23 protein-coding genes are annotated in these 19,754 nt (G+C 56.6%); 10 read left to right on the forward strand and 13 right to left on the reverse strand.

Going from position 1 to position 19,754, the window contains the following annotated elements; all coding sequences use genetic code 11:
• Positions 1-52 precede the first annotated feature (52 nt).
• The gene (locus ACIPLA_RS12885; protein WP_401173379.1) at positions 53-667 is read right to left on the reverse strand and encodes a hypothetical protein; all 615 of its coding nucleotides are present in this window, start codon (positions 665-667) and stop codon (positions 53-55) included.
• A gap of 413 nt (positions 668-1,080) precedes the next feature.
• On the opposite strand from ACIPLA_RS12885, the gene ACIPLA_RS12890 reads away from it, so the two are divergent.
• A complete protein-coding gene (locus ACIPLA_RS12890; RefSeq protein ID WP_401173381.1) occupies positions 1,081-2,457 on the forward strand; it encodes a hypothetical protein in 1,377 nt (458 codons plus the stop codon).
• A gap of 684 nt (positions 2,458-3,141) precedes the next feature.
• On the opposite strand, the gene ACIPLA_RS12895 is transcribed toward ACIPLA_RS12890, so the two are convergent.
• Both ACIPLA_RS12895 and ACIPLA_RS12900 read right to left on the reverse strand, forming a co-directional pair.
• Positions 3,142-3,573: a hypothetical protein gene (locus ACIPLA_RS12895; protein WP_401173383.1), complete on the reverse strand. Its 432-nt coding sequence runs from the start codon at positions 3,571-3,573 to the stop codon at positions 3,142-3,144.
• Positions 3,570-4,559 (reverse strand): LysR substrate-binding domain-containing protein, encoded by a 990-nt coding sequence (locus ACIPLA_RS12900; protein WP_401173385.1) that lies wholly within the window; start codon positions 4,557-4,559, stop codon positions 3,570-3,572. The genes ACIPLA_RS12895 and ACIPLA_RS12900 overlap by 4 nt, the downstream gene beginning before the upstream one ends.
• A 154-nt stretch (positions 4,560-4,713) precedes the next feature.
• On the opposite strand from ACIPLA_RS12900, the gene ACIPLA_RS12905 reads away from it, so the two are divergent.
• Together ACIPLA_RS12905 and ACIPLA_RS12910 are read left to right on the forward strand one after the other, a co-directional pair.
• Positions 4,714-5,472, forward strand: a complete 759-nt coding sequence (locus ACIPLA_RS12905; protein WP_218394503.1) for a TSUP family transporter — start codon at positions 4,714-4,716, stop codon at positions 5,470-5,472.
• An 88-nt stretch (positions 5,473-5,560) separates the two neighbouring features.
• Positions 5,561-6,100: a hypothetical protein gene (locus tag ACIPLA_RS12910; protein WP_218394502.1), complete on the forward strand. Its 540-nt coding sequence runs from the start codon at positions 5,561-5,563 to the stop codon at positions 6,098-6,100.
• An 8-nt stretch (positions 6,101-6,108) separates the two neighbouring features.
• On the opposite strand, the gene ACIPLA_RS12915 is transcribed toward ACIPLA_RS12910, so the two are convergent.
• A complete protein-coding gene (locus ACIPLA_RS12915; RefSeq protein WP_401173387.1) occupies positions 6,109-6,657 on the reverse strand; it encodes an alpha/beta fold hydrolase in 549 nt (182 codons plus the stop codon).
• 128 nt (positions 6,658-6,785) lie between these two features.
• Here ACIPLA_RS12915 and ACIPLA_RS12920 point away from each other — a divergent pair, with 128 nt between their 5' ends.
• On the forward strand, positions 6,786-7,226 hold the full coding sequence (locus ACIPLA_RS12920) for a phage infection protein (protein ID WP_401173389.1): 441 nt from the start codon (positions 6,786-6,788) through the stop codon (positions 7,224-7,226).
• 200 nt (positions 7,227-7,426) lie between these two features.
• Here the strand turns inward: ACIPLA_RS12920 and ACIPLA_RS12925 are convergent, their stop codons facing one another.
• Entirely contained in the window at positions 7,427-8,362 is a 936-nt protein-coding gene (locus ACIPLA_RS12925; protein ID WP_401173391.1) for a Ppx/GppA family phosphatase, read from the reverse strand.
• 369 nt (positions 8,363-8,731) lie between these two features.
• Between ACIPLA_RS12925 and ACIPLA_RS12930 the strand changes: the two genes are divergently transcribed.
• Positions 8,732-9,037 carry a panthothenate synthetase gene (locus ACIPLA_RS12930; RefSeq protein ID WP_401173393.1) on the forward strand — a complete coding sequence of 102 codons (306 nt, stop codon included), beginning with the start codon at positions 8,732-8,734 and terminating at the stop codon, positions 9,035-9,037.
• Positions 9,038-9,208: 171 nt separating this feature from the next.
• On the opposite strand, the gene ACIPLA_RS12935 is transcribed toward ACIPLA_RS12930, so the two are convergent.
• Positions 9,209-9,544 carry a hypothetical protein gene (locus ACIPLA_RS12935; RefSeq protein WP_123493868.1) on the reverse strand — a complete coding sequence of 112 codons (336 nt, stop codon included), beginning with the start codon at positions 9,542-9,544 and terminating at the stop codon, positions 9,209-9,211.
• 130 nt (positions 9,545-9,674) lie between these two features.
• Entirely contained in the window at positions 9,675-10,064 is a 390-nt protein-coding gene (locus ACIPLA_RS12940; protein WP_401173395.1) for a c-type cytochrome, read from the reverse strand.
• A 133-nt stretch (positions 10,065-10,197) separates the two neighbouring features.
• Here ACIPLA_RS12940 and ACIPLA_RS12945 point away from each other — a divergent pair, with 133 nt between their 5' ends.
• Positions 10,198-10,995, forward strand: a complete 798-nt coding sequence (locus ACIPLA_RS12945; RefSeq protein WP_401173397.1) for an alpha/beta fold hydrolase — start codon at positions 10,198-10,200, stop codon at positions 10,993-10,995.
• Between the two features lie 15 nt (positions 10,996-11,010).
• Here the strand turns inward: ACIPLA_RS12945 and yfcF are convergent, their stop codons facing one another.
• Positions 11,011-11,643 (reverse strand): glutathione transferase, encoded by a 633-nt coding sequence (gene yfcF / locus ACIPLA_RS12950; protein ID WP_401173399.1) that lies wholly within the window; start codon positions 11,641-11,643, stop codon positions 11,011-11,013.
• A gap of 111 nt (positions 11,644-11,754) precedes the next feature.
• On the reverse strand, positions 11,755-12,720 hold the full coding sequence (locus ACIPLA_RS12955; RefSeq protein ID WP_218394484.1) for a GlxA family transcriptional regulator: 966 nt from the start codon (positions 12,718-12,720) through the stop codon (positions 11,755-11,757).
• A 111-nt stretch (positions 12,721-12,831) separates the two neighbouring features.
• Here ACIPLA_RS12955 and ACIPLA_RS12960 point away from each other — a divergent pair, with 111 nt between their 5' ends.
• The 3 genes from ACIPLA_RS12960 to ACIPLA_RS12970 are packed head-to-tail and all read left to right on the forward strand — an operon-like array spanning position 12,832 to position 14,499.
• Positions 12,832-13,404, forward strand: a complete 573-nt coding sequence (locus ACIPLA_RS12960) for a thioesterase family protein (protein WP_401173401.1) — start codon at positions 12,832-12,834, stop codon at positions 13,402-13,404.
• A 58-nt stretch (positions 13,405-13,462) separates the two neighbouring features.
• Complete coding sequence (locus ACIPLA_RS12965; RefSeq protein WP_192342661.1) at positions 13,463-13,966, forward strand: SLATT domain-containing protein; 504 nt, start codon at positions 13,463-13,465, stop codon at positions 13,964-13,966.
• A gap of 47 nt (positions 13,967-14,013) precedes the next feature.
• A complete protein-coding gene (locus tag ACIPLA_RS12970; protein ID WP_218394482.1) occupies positions 14,014-14,499 on the forward strand; it encodes an adenosine-specific kinase in 486 nt (161 codons plus the stop codon).
• Between the two features lie 155 nt (positions 14,500-14,654).
• Here the strand turns inward: ACIPLA_RS12970 and ACIPLA_RS12975 are convergent, their stop codons facing one another.
• From ACIPLA_RS12975 to ACIPLA_RS12985, 3 genes are all read right to left on the reverse strand, one after another.
• Positions 14,655-15,476, reverse strand: a complete 822-nt coding sequence (locus ACIPLA_RS12975; RefSeq protein WP_401173403.1) for a MinD/ParA family protein — start codon at positions 15,474-15,476, stop codon at positions 14,655-14,657.
• A 366-nt stretch (positions 15,477-15,842) separates the two neighbouring features.
• Positions 15,843-16,229: a cupin domain-containing protein gene (locus tag ACIPLA_RS12980; RefSeq protein ID WP_030130977.1), complete on the reverse strand. Its 387-nt coding sequence runs from the start codon at positions 16,227-16,229 to the stop codon at positions 15,843-15,845.
• A 90-nt stretch (positions 16,230-16,319) separates the two neighbouring features.
• Positions 16,320-17,132 carry an AraC family transcriptional regulator gene (locus ACIPLA_RS12985; protein ID WP_218394479.1) on the reverse strand — a complete coding sequence of 271 codons (813 nt, stop codon included), beginning with the start codon at positions 17,130-17,132 and terminating at the stop codon, positions 16,320-16,322.
• A gap of 253 nt (positions 17,133-17,385) precedes the next feature.
• On the opposite strand from ACIPLA_RS12985, the gene ACIPLA_RS12990 reads away from it, so the two are divergent.
• Positions 17,386-18,246 (forward strand): CAP domain-containing protein, encoded by an 861-nt coding sequence (locus ACIPLA_RS12990; protein WP_401173406.1) that lies wholly within the window; start codon positions 17,386-17,388, stop codon positions 18,244-18,246.
• Between the two features lie 235 nt (positions 18,247-18,481).
• Here the strand turns inward: ACIPLA_RS12990 and ACIPLA_RS12995 are convergent, their stop codons facing one another.
• The gene (locus tag ACIPLA_RS12995) at positions 18,482-19,714 is read right to left on the reverse strand and encodes a nucleoside permease (RefSeq protein ID WP_401173408.1); all 1,233 of its coding nucleotides are present in this window, start codon (positions 19,712-19,714) and stop codon (positions 18,482-18,484) included.
• Positions 19,715-19,754 lie beyond the last annotated feature (40 nt).

Here is a 19,754-nt window from a genome sequence, read left to right on the forward strand (position 1 = left end):
ATCATGCTAGGAGAGAGGCAGGGTAAAGTGCCGGCATTGGCTCATGCCCCTCTTATGGTTCGTTCGGAAACTCGACGTAAGCGATGACTTTGCCGAACGGCGCGCTTGACATACCTATCGGCATATTCACACCTGGGTACCCTGCTATCGGTGTGTTGATGATAGAAACCTGCTCCCCCGGGGCTCGGTTATCCGCAGCGATCAGCAAAAAGTAGGTGCCATCGGCGGGCGCGACGCCGGACCATTCAATTGCCAGAGCATTGGGGCCGACCAAATTATCAGCCACGATATTACCTTGAGCATCGAGCACCACTGCTTTGGGTTTCAGAGCACTTTTCGCAAACCCCATGCACATGTTGTTGCACATTGAGCTGACATTGATCACGTAGGTCTGGCCCTTGAGCAAACGGAAGTTGAACAGTCGGTAGTTGCCTTGCTGCGTCTCCATGACAATGCGTGGCTCTGCTGGGCTGATCTCCCATCGCACCGGAAACAGGCCACGATTGATCGGCAGTGGAGTGGCCGTTGACTGGCGAATGGCTTCCTGGAATGAATGAGCGATTGGTGTATTGCTGGACTGGACCTGATCTGTGTATTGGCGTTGCGAATTGCTTGAGCAGCCAGTCAGGGACAAGACAACAACAAGTGGTAGTAAGCATTTGAGCATTGGGGGTCGTCCATTGAGTATTACAGGCGGGAGCCGTTAGCCGAATTTAAAATGGCAAACAGTCATTGTCGGCGGCTCTGGCTGAAGCTTGAACGTCAGTAGGTAGAATCGTTGCCCCGTCCGCCGGGGAGAGAACAGAGAAGTCTTTTTTGAGGTTCGCCCTCTCCCCCCTCCCTAAAGTTTTTGATTGTTAAGCCGATTTCAGATGGGCTCGATACTCAGATACCGACGAAAGACCGTCCATGAGTTTCCCACACAAACTCGGAATACAGTTTCCTCGATATTTCTTGGCCTCCGACTACCACGGGACACTGTCTCGGCCACGCCGCAAATAACGTCAAAACTTCAATTACCCTACAAAGTACGCGCCCGCTATCGCGATGAATTCCGGGGGTGCCAAGGAGCTGTTTGCAGTGAATGTTCTATTTCGCCTGGCGGGCGCCGCCATCGCTGTGACCCTGACGGGTTGTGCCCTGCAAGGCAACGGGATGGCCGATTACTATAAGCGCGAGGCTGTCGCGCGCGAGGCGAAAAATCGAGCCATGGCGACCCGGGTACAATCCCGGCCGCTGCCGTTGGATAGCACTTTCAGACTCGCCCAAACTGCCTTAGTGATGGTTGACGTACCGGCTGAAGGCACCGAGCCAGCCAACCAGGCCCGGCTTTTCGCGGCCTGCGATTCGTTGACATTAGCCATGGATTATCGAGATGCAAAGAGGTGGAGCAGCCCTTATGTTCTGCCAGCAGACACGGCACGGAACATCGCTCAGCAGATGTGCCACGCGGTCCGGGACAGCGCCTGGAAGCAGCTTCCCGGTGACAGCGAAGACCTCTTGTTATTGGACCCGGGCACCCTGGCCATCGAGAACTCCCGACGTTCGATCTGGGCAGGCATCGACTTTGGGCGCACCCGTCTGGACGAAAGCGAAGGGAAGCCCTACGGCCGCCAGTTCGAGCGTCTCGAGGTGGACTGTGCTACCCGCCAAGCCAGCATCCGCCTGGCTTATCGTTTAGGCGATCAGGTCTTGCTGCCGCCGCCTGTTCAGCCAATTGACAGTGCATTGGACAAAGAGCAACGCGCCCGGCTAATTGGCGCTGTGTGCGCCGAGCCCGCCAACCTGGCGAAACTCGCCACGCCAGCCACTCGGCAAAAATTACCGCCGGACATGCGTACACCGGAGCTACCGGCGACATTGTTGGCACAGGTCAGCGCCCTGCCTCAAGGACAAGCGACCCACACGCTCAGCCATTTGCAGTTCACGTACAACGCTAGCTCCCCGCTCGTGCCGCGCGCCGTGGTCAACGACCACCCAATGGACTTGTATCTGCAACCGGGCCCGGCCCGCGGCATATGGCGCGAGCAAGCGACGGGGGCACTGGGCAGCCAGCGTGTGAGCCTGCGCTGGCGCGGGATGATCGAACTTGCCGCGACAAGCAGCACTGAACTCGCGGGAAAAACCAATCAGCAAAACACCCTCACGAACATCGACTTGGATGGCGATTGGCAAAAGCTCAAACCCGGGAGTGCTATCGCCTACAGCAAACACTTCACTCAGAGCAATGGCAAACCATTCGTGCAGAAATTTGAGTGTTCGGTAGGTGAATCCCTTCCTGCCACACAAACAGTCGCCTCATTGCAAGGCATGGCCCGCAAGGTTACTTGCGTCACCAATAACGCCCTGAAGACAAGTAATACATACCTCTACCTAGAGGCCTATGACCTGTTCGTGGAAATCGCCGATACTTCAACGCTCATAGTCCAGATCAACACGCTCAGGGCGGCGGAATAACGTATGAAGATGATTGCGGTGATGACGGACAGGCCTATTCATACACAAATAAAAAAGCAGCTCTCGGGAGCTGCTTTTCGATCCTACTCCCCCTTTTTATGCTTATGGGGTTTCAGGTCTGGATGATCTTTCCGCTTTTCGGGCGTGACTCTCTGCCTCTTGTCCGGAGTGCCATCTTCGTTTGTTCTTTTAGGGCCAGGTTTGATACTCATGGTCGATTTCCTTTATCGCTTGAGTTGTTAAATCCTGCTTTGTAACTAGCCCGGTTTTTTACAGCTGTCAACAGGGAGCGGACAAGGGTTGCGTAGTCACAGGGTAGGCATTCGGTAGTAAATCGCCGAGTTGGTCACGCCTCAGAAGCCCAGTTTTCGGGGCTTTCGTCGAGCAGTTTGAATCGGCTCTGAGCTTTTTGACATCTACGAGATATCCCCATTTGGCCGATTACTGCCTGTCGCGAAGGTCAGTAATCGGCCGATTGTGTTGAAAAAGTCGGCCATGGTTTGCGCATCCAAAAAGTACGCGTCCGAGATTGAAATCTTTACTTTTGGCAGAGGCTTCCGGACTCGGATTTCACGTAGCCGCGTGCGAAAAAGGCGTTTTCATCAGTCAATGATCAGGCAGTTTGGGCAGACCGACTTTTTCAACAGAACCGGCCAAGAGCGGACGTTCGATCCACTGTGAAAGCTAGCCTCTAAGGGCACGCATTATTTCCTGGACCACCGGCTTCGTGTATTTCTCACTGGGGTCAGTCTCCGGTGGGTCGTTACTGCGGATCCATTCACCTTGATCGAACGCTTGGTAAAGCGAGAAAGCGGGCTGAGGCATATCCTCAGTCATACCCACTTCAACCACGGCATTTATGATCCCATTCATTACACCGTCGCAAAAATCATAGATCAAAGATCCCTGTAGATACCCCTCCGCAACCGCGACGGACAGCTCGTTCAGCACATCTTGCGGTGCAATACCGAACTTGTCGCAAGTGGAGGCAAGATCACTCAGCGTTAAACCGTATGCTTCGGCTTTCACCGAAAGCTCCTTGAGTTCGTTCTTTGGTAACACCCTGATCATGAGCTTCTTCCGGTTAGGTTCGAAGGTAGTGCTTGCTTCACTCATAAAACTTTTCGACCAACAGAATGGCCGCACAGCGCTGCCACACGCTCAATACCATGCTGCAATACGGCGTCATGCTTTCGACCAAGGCTGTCGCCAAAACCACGGATCACCTCCAACAACGACTTCACCCGCAGCGGCAAATTCCCGGCCGGGTAAACCGCGTGCATCTGCGGGCTTTCACCGCCGCTGGAGGTAAGTTTGTACTCGGGACAGACCCGCAGCAGGCGCCCCGCTTCCACTTCGGGCTCCGCAATCCAGTCCGCCAGTCGAGCGATCCCGACGCCCGCCAGCGCCGCCTGGAACACCGCCAAACCGGAGCTGAAACGAAATTTTGGATGAACCCGGAAGCTGATGGCCCGCTCTTCACTGCGAAAATTCCACTCCTTGAGAATCCGCGGCGCCGTGTGCAGGATCAGCGAGTGCGCCTCCAGCGCCTCGATGGAGTCGGGCATCCCGTACCGCTCCAGATACCCGGGGCTGGCATACAGGTAGCGTGAATAATTCCAGAGTGGATAGCCAATCAGGTCACTCGATTGCGCAAACGCGCCGCGAATCGAGAAGTCCAGCTTGCTCTTGGCCGGGTCGATGAGCTCATCGGTGAAAATCACATCGACGTTCACGTCTGGATAACGCTCGCTGTACTGCGCGATCAACCGGGGCAATACCCCGTGTCCGAGAAACTCGGGGGCGGAAAAGCGGACCCAGCCGTAGGCCAGGCCGCTGAGACCGGCCAGGTCTTCATCCGCCTCACGTTGCAGATCCAGCATTTTGTAGGCGTGGGGCAACAAGCGTTCACCCGCCTCGGTCAAGCTCACTGCATTGGAGGAGCGATTGAACAACTTGACCCCGACACTTTCCTCCAGGGCTTGAACGGCACGGGTCAGCGCGCTGGGGGAGCGCCCCAGAGTACGTGCCGCCGCGATGAAACTGCGCTTGCGAGCCACCGTCGCGAAGGCTTCAAGCTCCCCCAACATATTCAATGCCATGCGCCACCTCGTTGCACTTTTCACAACGTGGCATTGCAACACAAAAAAAGCCCTTCCGTTAACCTTCCTGCTCAAGGACGCAGGCAAGCCGATGCGATGAAACACGTAGAAGCCGCCGGACGCTCACCCCCCTTCAACGTCAGAGCCTGATTTCATGATCGATATTGTCATCCTTTGCGTGTTCGCCTTCGCCGCCGGCCTGATCGATGCGGCGGTGGGCGGCGGCGGACTGATCCAGATACCCGCGTTGTTCAACGTGCTGCCCACGGCACAACCGGCGGCGCTGCTGGGTACCAACAAGGTCGCGGCAGCCTGCGGCACCGCATTCGCGGCCCGGTCCTTCGTGCGTAAGGTGGTGATCGACTGGGGGCTGGTGATCCCCGCCGCCTGTTCGGCCTTTGTCATGGCCTTCTTCGGAGCGGCCACGGTGTCGTTCGTGCCCCAGTCGATGATCCGGCCAGCGGTGCTGGTGTTGATCGTGCTGATGGCGATCTACACCTTCTGGAAAAAAGACTTCGGCGCCCTGCACAAACCCATGCGCATCGGTACCAAGGAGAAACTGCTGGCGATCGTCATCGGCGGCGCCATCGGCTTCTACGACGGACTGTTCGGTCCTGGCACTGGCAGTTTCCTGATCTTCTTGTTTATCCGCTGCTTCGCCTTCGACTTCCTTCATGCCTCGGCGTCGGCCAAGCTGGTGAACATCGCGACCAACGTAGCGGCGCTGATATTCTTCATTCCGACGGGTAACGTGCTCTACCTGATCGCAATCCCCATGGCGGCATTCAACATCCTCGGCGCGCTGACCGGCACGTGGCTGGCGGTTCATAAAGGCGTGCCCTTTGTCCGGACTCTGTTCCTGGTGTTGCTGGTGATCCTGATCGGCAAACTGTCTTATGACCTGTTCGTGTAAGCGCGTTTTCTGCCGCTACACTCAAGCGGAGCAGGCATTTCACATAGGCATTACGCCATTTCCATCGTCTATTGAGAGTGAGTCGTTCATGAACCGTCGATTGCTCACCGTTTTCATCGCGATTTCTCTTTCATGGACCAGTGCACAGGCCGGCTACTGGAAGGATTCAAACGGCAAACCAATCCCGGACACTGAATCAAGACGAACCATCGGAGAGTTTGGTGGCTCGCTGTTAATCACTTCCGATCCCGATTGGGAGAAAAAGTGGAATACGCCGGCCGAAACCACTCCAGTATTTACCGAAGCCAAAATAGTCACCCGAGGTGAAAGGATCTTCGCGCTTACGTTTTTTGCAAACCCGAAGCTGAATGCCAATCACGAAGCCAACATCACGTGCGATTTGAAAGCCACAAGGCCGAACGGTACAGAATCGATCAATCAGCGAGATGCCGTTTGTTTTCAAGGGCGCCTTAACGGGGATCCGAACAACATGTATCTCGCCGCCCCCGTGATCGGTTTCATCGGCGAGCCTGACGATCCCGTAGGCATCTGGACGCTGGAAATCACCCTCAAAGACAACTTGCGTAAGGTTGTCATGCCGCTAAAAGCAACATTCACGCTGAAGTAAGTGGTTCTTTACACACTCCGAAGATGCAGGCTCACCTTCTCCAGAATCGTCTCCGGCATCTCCCGATGAGGTACGTGATGGCAATCCTCGAGGATCAAACATTCGCTGGCCGCCGTCGTCAGCCTGGCGATACGCGCCGGGTGCAGCACTGATCCGTACTCGTCTTGCGCACCATGAATCGCGAGCAGCGGGCTGTGAATCGAGGCGACACAGCTTTCGATAGTCCAGTCCTTGAAGGCCTCCGATAACCAGGTCTCCGTCCAGGCCGACAGCACCCATTGCGCTTTGTCGTCGTGGTATTTCCGAAGTCGCTCTATCTGCCCCGGCATTTCGAATTGCCCCTTGGCAATCCGAATACCTTGTAGCGTCCGGTCTTCAACAAACGCTTGGGCCGACTCGGTGATCAGCGCTTCACAGCTGTGCGGATACAACGACGCGCAAACTGCTGCCATCGCCCCGCCGACGCTATGACCGAACGCGACTAACCGGTCGATCCGCAACGCGGCGCGCACCAGAGGAAAGAAGCACTCGGCTTCGTCGCGACGTGGACTTGGCATTTTTTCCCACTACGTTTCAACCATTGCTGGCATCGATAGTCACCATCACGTCAATGAAGTTCTCATAAAAAATCCTCGGCGTAACATCCGCTCCATACCCAACCAATAACACCCCGGAGCACACCATCATGAAACGCCAAATCATCCTCAGTATCGCTTTCTCGGTTTTTGCAGTTAACGCTTTTGCCACGTCTTCTACTCACCCGGTTGTCGCTGAAGGCGGCTCGGATCGTCTGATCGAAAACCGCATCGCTGAAGGTGGTTCGGATCGTTTGATCGAGAACCGCATCGCTGAAGGTGGTTCGGATCGTTTGATCGAGAATCGCGTCGCTGAAGGTGGCTCGGACCGTCTGATCGAGAATCGCGTTGCTGAAGGTGGTTCGGATCGTTTGATCGAAAACCGCGTCGCTGAAGGTGGTTCGGATCGTCTGATCGAAAACCGCGTCGCTGAAGGTGGTTCGGATCGTCTGATCGAAAACCGCGTCGCTGAAGGTGGTTCGGATCGTCTGATCGAGAACCGCGTCGCTGAAGGTGGTTCGGATCGTTTGATTCAGAATCGTGCGGCATGAATGAGTGGCTTTACCGCAACACTCAACCAAAAAACCCGGCCTCATCAGCCGGGTTTTTTCATGCGTTTTTAGTGCCCGACGGGATCATCAAAGATAGTCAGCGCTGGTACTCGAGCATCGCTGACGGGTCTTCACAGTGACATTCTTTTTGATCTAAATAACAATTCTTTTTACAGCAGCGTTTTGCCTATAACAGTCATTTAGTGTTTGGACATAAGGCCATGAAGAACGCCCAGCCTTAGTCCCGGTTCGGAAGGACTCATGTGCGAGATGCCGAATACCTTGAACGCCGCCAGCATGAGCACCAGGCCACCGGGCAAGATACTCAGGCGATGGGGTGGCAAGCCCGCCAATTTGAGTTGTTTAACATGCCCCACTTCCAGCAGACGCAACGATAAGCGCAACAGGCCGCCATAGGTGATACCGCTTTGACCATTGTCATTCAAGCCATTGGCCTTGAGCACTTTGGCCAGCATCCGTGCAGTACCTGAAGAGCCAATAGTTTGCTGCCAACCCAGCGCGCGATAACGACGGTTAACTTTTTCAAACTGCAGAGTGGCCACGCGCTCGGCCTCCAGGAGCGCCTTCGTCGATATACAGCCGCCCTGAAAATAACGCGCGCCAAAAGTGCCACTGCCAATGGCAATGCTCTCGGTCAAGAGAGGCTGAGTGCCCTGCCCCAGGATCAATTCAGTAGAGCCGCCGCCGATATCCACGACCAGGCGCAAACTTTCTGTACTGGGTATCGTATGGGCAACACCGGCGTACACCAGTTGCGCCTCTTCATGCCCAGAGATGACATCTATACGAAAGCCCAGGTGCCGCTCCGCGCTGGCCAGAAAAAGTTGGGCATTATCGGCTTCGCGGACGGCACTGGTCGCCACTGCCCGCACGCGACCAGCCTCAAAGCCGCGCAGTTTTTTGCCAAATCGCGCGAGCGCTTGCCATCCCCGATCCAGCGCCAACTCGTCCAGCGCCCCTCCCTGAAATCCTTCCGCCAAACGGACAGGCTCTCGCAAGGTTTTCACTTCCTGGATCATGAACCCCTGATTGCGCCTGACCGACTGGCCGATCATCATGCGAAACGCATTGGACCCCAAATCAATGGCCGCAAACAGGGAGGCGTCTCCTTTCATAGGGGGATTCCTGGCAAATGCATCAGCCCGCAGACGGCGTTCCGTCTGAGCGCTCAAGACGGTTTGCGAGGAGCTTGCCATTCGTTCGATGACATCATGATGACACCCTCTAACCTTTTCGAAAGAACAGACACCGGGCAAACCTGCCTGGGTAACCGTAACGTTGCGGCTTACACACCCTGCCGCTACCAGGCCTCGCCGCCGATTCATCAAGAACGACCGTCCGTAACTCTGCCCCGGCAGCCTCGAACCCTTCGCTATTCTTAACCACACACCACCGCTGGCACGGCTGAACGCCCGGCTTGCGGCATCATCGTCAGGAGTAAGGATCCGGGTAAGGAGCACGCCACCTCAACAGAGTATCGAATAATGAAAATGCTACTGATGGTCGAGTTTCCCCATGAGCCTTTCAACGCGCTTGTCAGGTCCGGGGAAATCGGCGAAATCATGAACCGCGTGCTGGAAACCATTAAGCCGGAGGCGACTTATTTCACTGAGCAGGATGGAATGCGAAGTGGGATTTTTCTGATCGATGTAGAAGACCCTTCCGAGATTCCCGGCTATGCGGAACCCTTCTTTCTCAACTTCCAGGCCAACTGCAAATTCCGAGTGGTCATGAGTGCGCAGAACCTGCAAGACGCGGGTCTTGAGGAGCTCGGAAAAGCCTGGGGGTGAGGTGCGATCAATGAGTGAGAAACCTGTGGCGAGGGAGCTTGCTCGCGCTTGAGTGCGTAGTACTCACAAAAATCGGCAGTTGCTGTCAGATTTTTTGGGGCCGCTACGCAGCCCAGCGTGAGCAAGCTCGCTCGCCACAAGCGTGCTCGCCACAAAGGCTGAGCCTGTCGCTTACTGAACGGTTTTCAGCTTGATCACATCACCGGAGATTGTGGTGGTGTAACCGGTCAGAGCCCAAGCCCAGAACCAGTTTTCCTGCACTTGGGTGTTGATCATCGCGTCGCCGCCACGGGCTTTGATCGCAGCGTTCTGAGCGCGGATGAAACGGTTGTTCTGCTGAATCGGGATGAGACCGAACAGCAGGAGGCCAGTGGCGGTCGCTTCACTGTGGCCGACAACGGTGTACTGGTTGCTGTCGTACTGCTGAGTCTTCATCGGGGTGCCGGTGCAACCCGCCAGAACCAGACCGAACACGGCTACGGCAACTACTTTGCTGAGGTAATTCACTGAGTCACTCCATTAGAAATACCCGGGATCCATCTCTCGGGCGGCACATACTTTAACGGATGAAGTGGCTCATTGATATCACTTGTACAGACTTTATGCGGTATCCAAAAACGGGTTGATAAGGCACCGATTACTGCGGCTGAAATGCCTGAAGGTAGGCCAAAAGGTTTTCGATCTTCTCCGGATCGCTGAGGCCCCAGAAAATCATCCGGGTTCCGGGGACTACTTCTTTTGGCGCTTCGATGTAGGCGGTCAGTGTTTCGCGAGTCCAGACGAGGCCTGATGATTTCATCGCGGATGAGTATTGGTAGTCCGTCGTGCTTCCCGCAGGGCGTCCGAAGATGGCATTGAGTTGCGGACCAAAAGAGCCCCGCGCCGAAGTCCCTACCTGATGACAGCCGCCGCAGATACGGTTAAACAGTTTCTGACCGGCTTCAGCATCCCCCGCCGCTTCGGCTTGCATGCTGAATAACCCGGTAGTGAGCATCAAGGCGAAGGTAAGTACGGCGGCATTTTTCATGTGGTGCTCCCAATCAGGTGTTGCTGACAGCAAAAACGGGCGGCTATTTCATCATGACTGGCTGCTACACCGAAGCCTTGAAGTTAATCTATAACCCTCTTCGTCCCTTTAACGTCGTTGCAGGAGAGCCAGAATGAAACCCGTCAAACCCTTTTATCGGGACGCTGGCGTGGGACCGGGCATTGTCTGCTTTCATGCCAATGCGAGTCACTCGGTGCAGTGGCGTGGACTGCAAGATCACCTGGCCGCAAAGTTTCGGGTTCTGGCGCTCGATTCGTTTGGCGCCGGCAAGAGCCCGGCGTGGCCCACCGATCGAATCGTCACCCTCAGTGAAGAAGCGCGCTTCGCCGAACCGGTACTCGCCCGTGCCGGCGAACCGCTCATTCTGGTCGGTCATTCTTATGGCGGGGCGGTGGCGTTGATCGCGGCGTTGCAGAACCCCGGCCGGGTGCGCGCTCTGGCTTTGTATGAGCCGACATTGTTTGCCCTGCTCGACGCCGAATCGCCCCCACCCAATGAGGCGGATGCCATTCGTGAAGTCGTCGCAAACGCCGGGCTCGCGCTTGAAGCGGGTAACCTGGACGCAGCGGCCCGGCACTTCATTGACTACTGGATGGGTGCCGGGGCCTGGGAGCAAACCCCGGAACAACGCAAGCCTTCCATCGCCGCCGCGGTGGCCAATGTGCAGGGCTGGGCTCACGCGCTGTTGAACGAGCCGACGCCATTACAGGCGTTCCGCTCGCTCAACCTGCCGGTGCTTTTCATGGTCGGCAAGGATTCACCGGCATCGTCACGGGCAGTGGCGCGGCTGCTGACCGGCACACTGCCGAACGTTGAAGTGGTAGAACTCGAGGGGCTCGGTCATATGGGGCCCATTACGCATCCGGAGATCGTCAATCAGGTCATCGTGCAATTTATTGAGCGCCATTGACCTGACTTCACACCGCTACAGCGCAGGACGTTGCAGTTTGACCCACTCCTGCACCGTAGGCCGCTGCCATTGACGCTGGGCGTATTCCACCAGTGCGGATGGCACGGCGTCGCCGTTGAGTATCAGCCGGTTGAGCATCAAGGCCAGATCCACATCGGCGATCGACCATTGCCCAAACAAGTACTCGCGACCGTCAACCAGCAGCGCTTGTGCGGCACCGATCAGCTTGCGCTTTGCCGACTCGGCAGCGGGCGACAAGGGCGCTGATTTGAGGCCATAAAACACCACCAGTGTGGATCGCTCCTGCCTGATGGGCAGCAGATCACTGCGCAGCCACGCCTGGACTTGTCGTGCCTTCGCGCGCCGCCTCAATTCTTGTGGGTAAACCGGCGTCTGAGGAAAAACGTCTTCCAGGTATTCAGTGATCGCCGACGATTCAGACAAGGCAAAATCGCCATGCACCAGCGTCGGTACGCGCTGGGTCAGCGAGAGGCTGGCATAGTCTTCTGCCTGGTTTTCGAACGCGTCGAGGTCCAGCGGGCTCAATTCGAACTCGATGCCCTTTTCGCGAAGCGCCACGAAAACCGACATGGCATAGGGGCTGGTGAATTGAGCATCAACGTACAGGCGCAGGCGGGAATCATTCACGAGGACATCTCCATAGGGTGAGCAGACACGCTACGAGATCCGATGCCATAAAGAAAATTCATGATTTTTATGGGGACATTCCTGAGCGGAATACCTGCGATTGATAGCAGCTCAGCTCGCCCCCGGTTGAAACTTCTTTCGGTAAGCCGCTGGAAGCAGGCCCACTCGCTGCCGAAAAAGCCTGCGAAAGGAATTGCCATCCTCGTAACCGACTTTGTAAGTGATGCTGTCCAGCGTCATTCGTGTCGACTCAAGAAGCTGCTTTGCCCTCTCCACGCGTAGCGCTTGCAGGTAGGTTAGCGGCGTATAACCAGTGGCTTCCTTGAAACGCCTTTTGAAGTTCCTGACGCCGAACCCGAATCGCTGGGCCACGTCATTGATCAACAGTGGCTGATGGAAGTTATCCTCCAGCCAATCTTGTACTCGCAAGATATCGCCATCCCCATGGTTCTTCGGCAGTGACCACATGACATAGACCGATTGCTCGCTGCGCACGTTGTCGACCAACAAATATTTGCCACACTTCTGCGCCAGCTCCAATGAAGCGAACCGACGGATGAGGTGCAGCAAAAGATCCATGGCAGCACTCGCGCCCCCGCAGGTGATGACGCGATTATCCTCGCAAAGGATTTGCTCCTCCTCCAGACAGATCGTGGAATATCGACGGCGAAAAAGATCGGCAAAGGCCCAGTGCGTGGTGGCACGAATACCGTCCAGCATTCTCGCTTCGGCCAGCATGAACGTCGCCGTACACATTGAAGCCACAACGGCACCTTGCGCATGCTGTTTGCGCAACCACGGCCCATAACCTGCAAATGCAGGCAAGGCATCCTTCAGGGTGAAGAGGAACCCCGGGATCACCACCAGATCGGTTCGACAGACTTCGTCGATGGATCGGTCCACGCGTAGCGTCTGCCCGCCCCACGCGGCGACGTCACCGCCATCCAAAGAGGCGACGACTACATCAAATGGCGCGCTGGTGGTGTCGGCGAACAGGTTGGCGGCACTGAGCACCTCCAGCGCCAAGGTGGCGCTGGCGGCGGAACATTGATCAGCCAGTAGCAAAGTAACGTGCATGAATGAATGATCCAGATTGCGCTTTTCGCATGAAAAAAGTCATTTGTGCACCTACCTTATCCGATTTCTCCGTCCTAAAGTGCACCGCTCTACTCAGCCCTCGGCGTATTTATGAATCTCTGGTTTCGACTGTTCCTGATGCTGTTTCGTCGCCCATGGCGCAAGCCGGTTGATGGGCTGGCCACTACCATCATCCGCATGCGCGTCTGGCCGCTCGATCTTGACCTCAACCGGCACGTCACCAATGGCCGTTATTTCACTATGGCTGACATAGGCCGCATGGACTTCGTCCTGCGCAGCAGTGCCTATCGAGTGGCCCTGCGCCATAGAGCTGTGCCGATCGTTGGGGATACCTGGGGCAAGTTTCGGCGGGAGCTGAAGCTGTTCGAATCGTTTGAGATTCATACCCGCATACTCGGCTGGGACGATAAGTGGAGCTTTATGGAACACCGCTTCGTGAGCAAAGGACGGGTAGTTGGCGTCGTCATCATGCGAGGGCTGTTCCGCGCGGCCAAAGGCACGGTCGCACCTGCCGAGTTTGTCCGGGAGCTGGGATTGGCTGAACAGTCACCCGAGATGTCGCCGTGGCTGACAACCTGGTCGCAAAGCTGCGACGATATGAGCCGCCAACTCCGAGAGGAAGAAGGCCTGGCGCCTCAGCGCCGTCCTGTCTCTGAACCCTGACCAGGTGGCCAAATAGAAGCTAATATTCCTCTGAATCCCCCTGCCAAGGACTGCAACCATGAGCCGGCTCGAGCTACTGACCAAATGGAATCGCATGATCGTTCGGTTGCAGATTGAACATGAAATCAGTGCCCGGGATTTCGAGAAATTCAGCTGGAAACTGGGCATTCCCTGCGTGGTGCTGTCGGCGATCGTCAGCGCCAGCGTCTTTGGCTCGATCAGTGATTCCTCGCCCGTGTGGCTCCAATACGTAGCCGGTGTCCTGTCACTTCTGACCCTGGTGTTGAGTTCGGTTCAGACCTTCCTGAACTTTGACACCCGGGCTGCCGGGCACAAAGACACCGCGGAGAAACTCGGGGCGATATCGCGTGAGATTCAGGACGAAATCGCCAGTGGCAAGGACGAGGCTATCCTTGGCCCAATCGTTTTTGACATCCGCAAGCGCATTGATTCGATTCTGCTAGATGCGCCGACCTTGCCCAAGTCGACGATAAGGAGACTGGGGGATGTTCGCGTCTACACAGAGCCACCGCCAGCGGGGCAAGACACCGTCCCGGCTTGATCAACGGCCAGACCTGGCCCGCAGCATCGTGAAAGGAGGCGTTTGAAATGCAACTCATCACGTTGAAAATCGACAAGCCAGAAGCGACGAACTTCATTTTGGGCCAGACGCATTTCATCAAGTCCGTCGAGGATATTCATGAAGCGTTGGTCAATGCCGTGCCAGGTATCCAGTTTGGCGTGGCCTTTTGTGAAGCCTCCGGCAAATGCCTGGTGCGATGGTCCGGCACCGATACCGCCATGATCGAACTGGCGCAGAAAAATGCGCAAGCCATCGGCGCGGGCCATAGCTTCATCATTTTCCTGGGCGACGGTTTCTATCCGCTGAACGTGTTGAACACCGTCAAAATGGTGCCAGAGGTGTGCCGTATTTTTTGTGCAACGGCCAATCCCACCGAAGTGATTCTCGCTGAGACGGGACAGGGACGCGGGATTGTGGGCGTGGTGGATGGCTTCTGTGCCAAAGACATTGAAGGCGATGACGACATTCTGTGGCGCAAGAACTTGTTGCGGCAGATCGGCTACAAGTTGTGATGCCAGTCAGTTAAGTGAAATCCCCTGTGGGAGCGGGCTTGCTCGCGAATGCGGTGTGTCAGGCGACATCAATGTTTGACTGTAACGCCGTCTTCGCGAGCAAGCCCGCTCCCACAGGTTGTGCGACTTGACTGACTGGCATTAGGCCTTGCACCTCACCTGCCCGAATTCTGCACCAGTTGCTCAACAAAAAACTCCACATGCCCTCTCGGATGAGTGGGCAACGGCCAGCTATCGACATTGTGAGCCAGGGCCTGGAAGGCTTGAGCGCATTTGGAACGGGGAAAGGCTTCAAGCACTGCACGCCCCTTCTGCACGGCTTTGTGCGCACACTCATCGTTGGGTATCGCGCCGACGTATTGCAGCGAGACATCAAGGAACATGTCGGTAATCTTTTCCAGCTTGGCAAACAGATTGCGGCCTTCCGACGGACTGCCCGTCATGTTGACCAACACCCGAAAACGGTGCAGACCGTAGTTCAGGTTGAGCAGTTTGATCAGCCCGTAGGCGCCGCTGATTGAGGTGGGTTCATCGCACACGACCACCATCACTTCCTGCGCCGCGCGGATGAAGTTGACCACTGAGCCACCGATACCCGCGGCGGTATCGATCACCAGCACATCCAGCTTGTCGCCAATATCGCTAAAGGACTGGATCAGTGCACGGTATTGCGCCGGTTCCAGATGAATCATGCTCTGCAAGCCCGAAGAGGCCGGGGCAACACGAATGCCTCCAGGCCCAGGCAACAGCGCCTCGGACAGTTCGCAACGCCCTTCGATGACATCGGCCAGCGTGTAGCGCGGCGTCAGCCCCAACAGAATATCGATATTCGCCAGGCCCAGATCGGCGTCCAGCAATACGACACGCCGCCCCATTTTGGCCAGCGCCAACGACAGGTTAACCGCCACCGTTGTCTTGCCCACGCCACCTTTACCGCCAGTTACAGCGATAACTTGCACGCAATGCACATCATCCATTTTGTCTTCCTTCCTTGCGCATCGTGTGCCAGTACGTCATGGCCACCGTCCAGATGCCGCAAGAATAGCTGAAAAGCGCGAAATAGCCGCGTTGTCTTCCGACGAGAGGCACTTCGCCACCTGCCATCGAACCTTTTCAACGAAAACGCCGCTAATGGGTTGATTCAGAGAATGACACTGCGCTGCTGAATGCTTGCTGGCAGATGTACCGATAGAGCCTCAAAGCCCTCATCGATGATGCACTTCGCTGGGCCAGATCATGGGCGAACACCTGTCCTTCTACAGCAACCTGTTCGGCAGCTATCTTGCCGTAAAAGGCGCCTTAGCCCTGCTCACCCATACAAAATGGAGAAAATACTGAAGCGTCTAAATCCAGACGTCATTGATTGCGGTTCTTTCTCCCTCCTGATCGCCGGTATTCAGCACGCCACGCGGCTCGATCAGTAACATTTTCACCTCTCGCTCGGCGTACGGCTTGTGTTCGACGCCCTTGGGGACAACGTACATTTCTCCCTGCCGAACCACGACGGCCCCCTCTCGAAGATCAATGCGAAGCTCGCCTTCAAGGACGATGAAGGTTTCATCGGTGTCGGCATGGGAATGCCAGACAAAATCACCTTCGATTTTCACCACCTTGAACTGGTAGTCGTTCATTTCGGCAATAACTTTGGGCGCCCATTGCTCGCTGAACAAAGCAAATTTCTCGGCAAAGTTAATCGCGGTGCAGGTTGTCACGCCGGGTTGGGAATGCATTTGAGTCGCCCTCACTAGACACGTTATCGAGGTCTGACTTTAGGAGAGGACCAGCACTGCGTATTGCATGATTGTGCAAGTCGAGCGCCCTTAAACAAGGCCCAGCCTTTTCATCCATCGACCGGGTGAGACACCATACGTCTGGACGAACTGACGCGTCATGTGGCTTTGATCGAAAAAACCTGCGCAGACGGCCGCCTCCGCCATCGAGTAGCCGCCGAACATCAGTGCTCTTGCCAGATCGAGACGTCGTTGAGTCATGTATCGATAGGGGCTAGTACCGTACAGCGCACGAAAATCACGGCTCAGGCTCCAGCGGTCTCGACCACTGGCCTGCGCTAACTCCTCCAGGGTAATGACTCGATGCAGCGACTCATGAATCAGCGCACGCGCGCGTTCGGCCGCTGCGAAATCAAACGACTTGCGTCGCCCGCGTTGCCCCGAGTTCACATCCAACGCCTGCGCGAGATCGTAAATGGCATCGTCTTCTTCCAGGGGCTCGATGCAAGCGTCGAGGTTTTGCAGTAGCACCTGAGTCGCGGCATAAAGCCGTGGGTCGCTGGATATACCACCCTCGATGAAGGGCAAGGGCTTGCCGCCTAATACTTGCTGAATCAAAGCAGGTTCGATGTAGATCATCCGATAATGAAAACCCGCTTCGGTGCCGGCTTCACCGTCATGCACCTCGTCTGGATGCAAAACTATGGTTTTCCCGGGCAGGCTGTGACGCTTGGTGTTGCGGTACTGGAAGCTTTGTACACCCGACAGCGTTCGTCCGATGGCATACGTATCGTGGCGATGCGGCGTAAACCCATGGCCGCCAAAAAAGGCTTCGATACGCTCCATCTTCAACGGCTGAGCCGAGCGCTTTACCCAATCCTTGTCACCCCTGGCTTTCGTCATGTCCCTGTACCACCTGAATGATGTCAGTACGGTACCAGCCCGCGTGTCCGATGTCCTCCGACGGGCTGACCCGTGCAAGCCTGAATCAGCCCCCACGGCGGCGGTGCTAAATTTGTCTCTTCCCCTCGTGAACCAGTCTTCAGACCCGCAGTCTTAGCCGTGCCGTAAAAGAAGCTCACCCAACGAAGCGCTCCTACGGTCATTGCTCGCTCCTGTCCCCCTATCGTCGTCATCTCATCAGAGCTGTCCGTTCATGCGCCCAACCGTCCGCCGCTGTCGCTTTATCTCTCTGTGCCTGATGCCTTTGCTCCCGCTGCTAGCCAGCCCCGCCCATGCCAGTGGGGAACGGCAATTGGTGGAGGTCATTAACGATTACCGCGCCGATCCCGATCGCTGCGCAGGGCGTACGGTCAAGCCGTTGCGGCCGTTGTCGCTGAAATCGAACCTGGCCTTGCCGGTCGGTTATGGCGGCGGTTTGCGAAGTGCCTTGAAAGCCAACGGCTATCAAGCGGTGACGGTGCGCACCCTTCGCGTAGTCGGCGCGCAAGATGCCGATGAGGCGTTTGACATGCTTGAGAGCGACTACTGCGGGGCGCTGCTCGATACTCAGTTCGCCGACATCGGCGTCACTCGCTCCCGTAGCGAATGGCAGGTGGTACTGGCGCAACCGGTACTCGACGGACGTGCCGGTGATTCGCGAGCAGCGGGCAAGGCGTTGCTGGCCGAGGTCAATGCGGCACGGGCCAGGCCGCGCATGTGCGGCCGCCAACGCTTTGCCGCCGCACGGCCGTTGGCCTGGAATGCCGCTCTGGGGGCCGCTGCGCAAGGCCACAGCAAGGCGATGGCCTACGGCAATTACTTCGCCCACCGGGATCCTGATGGTGATATGCCGGCAGACAGGGCCAGAGCCGCCGGTTACCGCGGTCGGCAGATTGGCGAAAACATCGCTGCCGGGCAAGGCTCACCGAGCAAGGCGATGGCCGGCTGGCTGGCCAGCCCCGGGCATTGCGCCAACCTGATGAACCCGATGTTTACCCAAGTGGGCGCGGCCTATGCCGCCGATTCGCGCAGCGATGAGGGTGTTTATTGGACGATGTTGTTTGGCGCGCCTTGAATCAGGCGCGTTCCATAACCCCTGAAATACCAGTCGGTTGATCGCAAAACTCGTAGGAGCCAGGCTTGCCGGCGAAGGCGTCCTTCAGATCGCCTTCGCCGGCAAGCCTGGCTCCTACAAAAAGCGCTCGCGAAGGCGGCGGCACAGTCGGCATTGATGTCGTCTGACACATCGCTTTCGCGAGCAAGCCCGCTCCCACAGGTTCCGACGGTGTTCTTCAGGCTCGGGACATTATTCAAATACTCGACGGCACCGCCACGCTTTGCCGCCCTTTGAAGGCCAGCGAAAAACAGAAAAATATCGCCAGCGCGAACCCTGCCGGGAACAGCCAGATGATTTTCCAGTCATGGCTGTCAGCCGACGCATAGTGATCGGTGACCGCCCCGGCCACCCAAAAGCCAATCAGCATGCCCAAGCCGTACGTCGCGAGCGTGATCAGCCCTTGCGCGGAGCTTCTGAAACGCTCCGACGCTTTGGCATCGGTGTAGATCTGCCCCGAAACAAAGAAGAAGTCGTAGCAGATGCCGTGCAGGGCGATGCCGGTGAACAACATGAAAGCGAGGTCCCCGTTGTTGCCGTAGGCGAACAACAGGTAGCGCAACGCCCACGCCAGCATTCCCACCAGCAGCGCGATCTTGATGCCGAAACGCTGAATGAACAGCGGCAGGAGCAACATGAACAGCACTTCCGAGACCTGCCCGATCGCCATCTTGGCGGTTGGATTGGTCACGCCGATTTCCGCCAGGAACGGGTTGGCATTCTGATAATAAAACGCCAACGGAATGCAGATCAGAATAGAGGCGATGAAGAACACCAGGTAACTGCGGTCCTTCAACAAACCCAAGGCGTCCAGCCCCAGTATTTGCTTCAAGCCGACACTGCCTGGTTCAGGTTTGAGCGGCGCGGTGCGCGGCAGGCTGAAGCTGTAGATTCCGAGCACGAATGAGGCGATGGCCGACATCAGAAACGTGTTGCGCAAGCCACCGGATGAGATCGCTTGTTGTGAATCCCAGGCAAACACAAAGCTGATCACCACGCCCGCCACAATCCAGCCGATGGTGCCCCACACTCTGATCCGCGAGAACTCAAGGGCCGGGTCGCGCATCTGCCGGAACGCCACCGAATTCACCAACGCCAGCGTCGGCATGTAGATCATCATGTAGGCCAGCACGAACGGGTAAAACGCACTGAAGTCAGGCGCTCGATAGAGTTGCAACAGCAGCACCGCGCCGATCAGATGCAACACCGCAAGAATGCGCTCGGCATTGAAGTAGCGGTCGGCAATCAAACCGATCACAAAGGGCGCGATGATCGCCCCCCAGGACTGCGTCGAGAACGCCATGCCGATCTGCCCGCCGCTGGCCCCAAGATTACTGGAGAGGAAGGTGCCGAGGGTCACGAACCATCCGCCCCAGATAAAGAACTGCAGGAACATCATTACGCTTAATCGCGCACTCATCAGGGTCATATCAATCACCGTCTTATTGTTTTTTTTGGAGAAAGGGGCA

Origin of the sequence: Pseudomonas sp. NPDC086112 (assembly GCF_044746425.1) — a bacterium.
Taxonomy (GTDB): domain Bacteria; phylum Pseudomonadota; class Gammaproteobacteria; order Pseudomonadales; family Pseudomonadaceae; genus Aquipseudomonas.

What these genes read in the sequence shown, in the direction of transcription:
- ACIPLA_RS12895 (WP_401173383.1), bottom strand. Translation starts at nt 3,573, where the DNA reads ATGAGTGAAGCAAGCACTACCTTCGAACCTAACCGGAAGAAGCTCATG.
- ACIPLA_RS12965 (WP_192342661.1), top strand. Translation starts at nt 13,463, where the DNA reads ATGAGCCGGCTCGAGCTACTGACCAAATGGAATCGCATGATCGTTCGG.
- ACIPLA_RS12960 (WP_401173401.1), top strand. Translation starts at nt 12,832, where the DNA reads ATGAATCTCTGGTTTCGACTGTTCCTGATGCTGTTTCGTCGCCCATGG.
- ACIPLA_RS12905 (WP_218394503.1), top strand. Translation starts at nt 4,714, where the DNA reads ATGATCGATATTGTCATCCTTTGCGTGTTCGCCTTCGCCGCCGGCCTG.
- ACIPLA_RS12885 (WP_401173379.1), bottom strand. Translation starts at nt 667, where the DNA reads ATGCTCAAATGCTTACTACCACTTGTTGTTGTCTTGTCCCTGACTGGC.
- ACIPLA_RS12985 (WP_218394479.1), bottom strand. Translation starts at nt 17,132, where the DNA reads ATGACGAAAGCCAGGGGTGACAAGGATTGGGTAAAGCGCTCGGCTCAG.
- ACIPLA_RS12925 (WP_401173391.1), bottom strand. Translation starts at nt 8,362, where the DNA reads ATGAAAGGAGACGCCTCCCTGTTTGCGGCCATTGATTTGGGGTCCAAT.
- ACIPLA_RS12920 (WP_401173389.1), top strand. Translation starts at nt 6,786, where the DNA reads ATGAAACGCCAAATCATCCTCAGTATCGCTTTCTCGGTTTTTGCAGTT.
- ACIPLA_RS12940 (WP_401173395.1), bottom strand. Translation starts at nt 10,064, where the DNA reads ATGAAAAATGCCGCCGTACTTACCTTCGCCTTGATGCTCACTACCGGG.
- ACIPLA_RS12995 (WP_401173408.1), bottom strand. Translation starts at nt 19,714, where the DNA reads ATGACCCTGATGAGTGCGCGATTAAGCGTAATGATGTTCCTGCAGTTC.
- ACIPLA_RS12930 (WP_401173393.1), top strand. Translation starts at nt 8,732, where the DNA reads ATGAAAATGCTACTGATGGTCGAGTTTCCCCATGAGCCTTTCAACGCG.
- ACIPLA_RS12900 (WP_401173385.1), bottom strand. Translation starts at nt 4,559, where the DNA reads ATGGCATTGAATATGTTGGGGGAGCTTGAAGCCTTCGCGACGGTGGCT.
- ACIPLA_RS12955 (WP_218394484.1), bottom strand. Translation starts at nt 12,720, where the DNA reads ATGCACGTTACTTTGCTACTGGCTGATCAATGTTCCGCCGCCAGCGCC.
- ACIPLA_RS12915 (WP_401173387.1), bottom strand. Translation starts at nt 6,657, where the DNA reads ATGCCAAGTCCACGTCGCGACGAAGCCGAGTGCTTCTTTCCTCTGGTG.
- ACIPLA_RS12910 (WP_218394502.1), top strand. Translation starts at nt 5,561, where the DNA reads ATGAACCGTCGATTGCTCACCGTTTTCATCGCGATTTCTCTTTCATGG.
- ACIPLA_RS12980 (WP_030130977.1), bottom strand. Translation starts at nt 16,229, where the DNA reads ATGCATTCCCAACCCGGCGTGACAACCTGCACCGCGATTAACTTTGCC.
- ACIPLA_RS12975 (WP_401173403.1), bottom strand. Translation starts at nt 15,476, where the DNA reads ATGGATGATGTGCATTGCGTGCAAGTTATCGCTGTAACTGGCGGTAAA.
- ACIPLA_RS12990 (WP_401173406.1), top strand. Translation starts at nt 17,386, where the DNA reads ATGCGCCCAACCGTCCGCCGCTGTCGCTTTATCTCTCTGTGCCTGATG.
- ACIPLA_RS12945 (WP_401173397.1), top strand. Translation starts at nt 10,198, where the DNA reads ATGAAACCCGTCAAACCCTTTTATCGGGACGCTGGCGTGGGACCGGGC.
- ACIPLA_RS12970 (WP_218394482.1), top strand. Translation starts at nt 14,014, where the DNA reads ATGCAACTCATCACGTTGAAAATCGACAAGCCAGAAGCGACGAACTTC.